Origin of the sequence: Mesonia sp. HuA40 (genome assembly GCF_008017835.1) — a bacterium.
Lineage (GTDB): Bacteria > Bacteroidota > Bacteroidia > Flavobacteriales > Flavobacteriaceae > Mesonia.
In genome coordinates, this window is sequence record NZ_VRLT01000045.1 from 1 (window position 1) to 3984 (window position 3984).

Consider the following 3984-nt stretch of genomic DNA (forward strand, 5'->3'; position numbering starts at 1 on the left):
CTTACCGTTAAAGGTACCGTCCCATCCTGGACCACTTGGGCTTAATTGCTTCAATAGCTTACCGTAACGGTCAAAGATAAAGATCTTAGCGCCGATATTGGCTTCTCCTAAACCGATGATATTCCAAGTGTCGTTGTAACCGTCTTCGTTTGGTGTAAAGAACTTTGGATAATCGATGAATGCGATTTCGCGTACCGTTGTTCCACAACCGTTCTTATCTCTTCCGTATACAAAATGTACTCCAGCACTTAATCCGCTAAAGGTAATGCTGCCGTCGCTGCCTACAGCGGTCCACGGACCGTTGTCGATATTGAACTCATAATCGCCATTACCGCTGATGTTGATTACCTGAGCCGCGTGTTGCTCATCGAAGGCTAAAGTCAACGGAATTACATCAAACTCTGGTGGGTTTCCTGCTGTAAAGCTAGCGCTTGAGCTACTCTCACAGTTAGAGAATACATCGGTTACCGTTACCGTATAGGTTCCGGCTGATGTTACCTCAATGCTTGATCCTGTTTCTGGCAATACTCCGCCATCTAATGTCCAAACAAAGCTGTAATTGATCTCATCTAAACCGGTTTCAATAAATACGGGGTCATAGTTTCCTCCTTCTACTGGGGTACTGTTATCACTGTCTGCACAGATTACCATACCGTCATAACTACTGATGTCTACAATAGGTCGCGGTGCTATTTCTATGCTTATAGTTGCATAGTCTACACTCTCACATAGGTTGTTGGTATCTTGTACTACTCCTATGATGGTTTGCGGGTTTTCTGTGGTCACATAAGCCGTTAACGTGTTTTGATCTATTGGTGCTGCAGCGTTTAGATAATCGTCTAAGCTAGCATAGTAAATCACTCGTGTATTGGCTGGACTACCCGGGTTGATTTGTGCATCAAATTGTGTTAAATCAACCGTTGCGGTGTTACCGCCTTGCTCATCGCTACATACTTCTAGAGTAGTATCTATTCCTGCTATTACAGGTCTTGGTTCTACTGTAATTGCTACTCGTCCTACCGCTGCTTGGCATCCGGTATCGGTATAAACTACGCGTATCCAGAAGGTATCTCCTGTTGAAGCTTGGTAGCCATTTGGCACTTCATTGGTATCGTTTTGCGCTCCGATTTGATCAAAGTGGTAACTGATATCATAATTGCTCAGGTTCATATCATCGTTCTCATTGGCATCTAGTAAATCGACTAGTACCGATGGGTCTGGTGTAGCTACTGAGGCGTCATACAGGTTATAAGCGATATCTTCTAAATTGATCGCTGCGGTACCGCTGCTTCCGTCTTCACATAGTGTGTAACCAAACGGATCGATGTTGGTTAACACCGGTACGCGTACCGCTTGTATTTCTATAGGTACAATCACAAAACAGAAGTTACCGTTTACTCCGCTATCTACGCGAACATAGATTACCTGAACAGTCATTCCTTGATCGTTTACTGTATTCAAGCTCGGATCATTGGTATAGCTGGTTGGGTTGGCGATATATTCTGGCACAGTAGTGTCGCCTGCTTCTGCAGCTGCTTCGCTGGTGTAGTAGTTTAAATCTACATTCTCTCCGGCAGCGATTAAAGCGCCGCTTTGTGTTAAGTCAAAAGCATTGGTGGCTACTCCGTCATTGTCATCATCACATTCTTGTAAACGCAATACATCTGGATCGGTTTCTGATGGACTTGGCAATGGCAATACTTCGATGGTTAAATCTACATACTGCTCACACTGGTTTTGCGTATCGGTATTTACCACCACCACATATATACTTTGTGGGTTGGCGATATTCTCGTAAGCGCTTGGGGTGGCAATAGGTGCGTCTCCATTTAAGTAGGCTTGCTCACTCTCATAGTAAGTGAAGGTATAGTCGTTTGGCGGGAAGTTTTGTCCGCTCATCTCGCCTTCTTTACTGGTTAAGTTGAAAATGCTTTGTGATAACGGCACATTGTTGTAATCGTCGTCACATACTTGCAAGATACTTGGGTTGCTTACCACAGGTAGTTCTTCTACATACAGCATAAAGCTGTTGTCATTTGCCGTATTAAAGGTATCATAGCAACCGGTGGTATCGTCTTCTACTCGTACAAAGATACGTTGCGGATTCACGATATTGGTATAGGCTTGAGGCACTGCAATGGCGTTGATTCCTGCATCAGCATCAGCTTGACTCTCATAATAGGTAACGCTTACTCCTGTTTGTGCTCCAACTACATTAGGGGTGTTTTGCGTTAAATCAAATACCGCAAAACCGTTGTAATCGTCATCACATACATACAGGTCTTCTAAGAAGCCTATCTCTGGTGTGCCTACTACTTCTAATTGCAATACTTCTACCACATAACATCCGGTTTGGGTGTTCTCTGCGCGTACATACAGGGTTTGGGTATTGGCACTGCTCAAACCGTAAGGCTGAGTGGTGTCTATTGGGTTTACTCCATTCTCTGCATTGGCTTGAGTAATGTGATAGCTTATGGCTACATTAAGCTCTCCGTTTTCTATGATTGGGGTTTGCGCATCTAAGTCGAACTCGGCAAATCCGTCGTTGTCTACATCACATACCTCTAATGGGGTTACGGGTACTTGTGGTGAGGGCAACGGGTTTACTACTAGGGTCAAGCTAAAGCCTTGGCTTACAAAACAGCCGGTGTCTTGATCTTCTACCCGTACATAAATGGTCTCGTTGTTCACCGTATTGGTATAAGGACTGCTTAACGGATTGCTTCCCGTATCGGCATCATTCTGACTCGCATAGTAGGTTACTTGCATACTGCTGTCGCCGCCAGTGATCTCTAGGGTAGCTTGTGTTAGGTCAAAGGATTCTTGCTCATCGCCTGGGTTGTTATAATCACACAACTCTAGGGCAGATGGAGGCGTAATAACCGGTAAAGGGTTTACCACCAACTCAAACTGGGTTTGTGCGGTACATCCGTTGTTGCCGGTAACCACCACGTAAATGGTTTGGTTCATCCCTGCACTGGTATAGGCTTGCTCTACCGTGATAGGGTTGGTTTGTGCATCGGCATCGGCTTGACTTTCATAATAAGCTAAGCTAAAATCAGACGGGTTGGTCTCATTGGCCAATATAGCGGCTTCCATCTGGGTTAAATCAAACACGGCGTTTCCGCTATTGTTGGTATCACAGGCTTCTAGTGCGTCTAGATCTTGCGGCAATACCGGTTGAGGACTGTCTAGTACTTCTAGGGTTACATTCACAATGGTATAACAAGCTACTCCTGGGCTTACCACACGCGCATAGATTACTTGGGTGGTATTTACCGTATTGGTAAAGTTGGCCGGTAGCGGTAAAGCATTGTTCTGTGCATTGGCTAAGGTTTGGTGGTAGCTTACGCTTACACCGGCTGCCCCGCCAGTGATTTCATTGTCTAAACTGGGCAGGTTGAATAAACCAAATCCGTCGTTGTCATCATCACAGAAAGTATACACTTGTGGGGTATTGGCCGCCGGGGCGGTATCTACTTGTAAGTCGATAGCATCGTCTATTAAACATCCCGTAGTTTGATCTTCTATTTGGAAATAGATGGTCTGGTTATAGGCTGTTGTATTGGTATAGTTACTAGGCAATGCATTGGTTCCTGCAGCCAAATCGGCTGGGGTCTCATAGTAGTCTACATTGTAGTTCGGGTTGTTCCCGGTAAGCTGATTGGTGGCTGCTGTTAAATCGAATACAGCAATACCATCGGCAGTAGCATCATCACAAACCACTTGGGTCACCGGGGTGTTGTAACTTGGTAGCGGGTTTACCACTAAATCAAAACTAGTGGTAGCGGTACAGTTGTTAGGGCCCTCTGCTTCTACTACAATACTTTGCGGATTGCTGGTATTGTCATAAGCCGTTGGGTTAGCGATGGCTGTACCTGCAGTATAGTCTGCTTGACTCGCATAATAGGTCAGGGTGAAATTAGCTGGTGTTGCTTCATTGGCCAAAATGGCTGCAGATTGACTGGTTAAGTCAAAGGTCTG

The 3984-nt window shown here is 45.1% G+C and carries 1 protein-coding gene; it reads right to left on the reverse strand.

The window, feature by feature from the left end; translation table 11 throughout:
• On the reverse strand, window positions 1-3984 hold a 3984-nt coding region (locus FT993_RS08550; protein WP_147862133.1), incomplete at both ends, for a T9SS type B sorting domain-containing protein.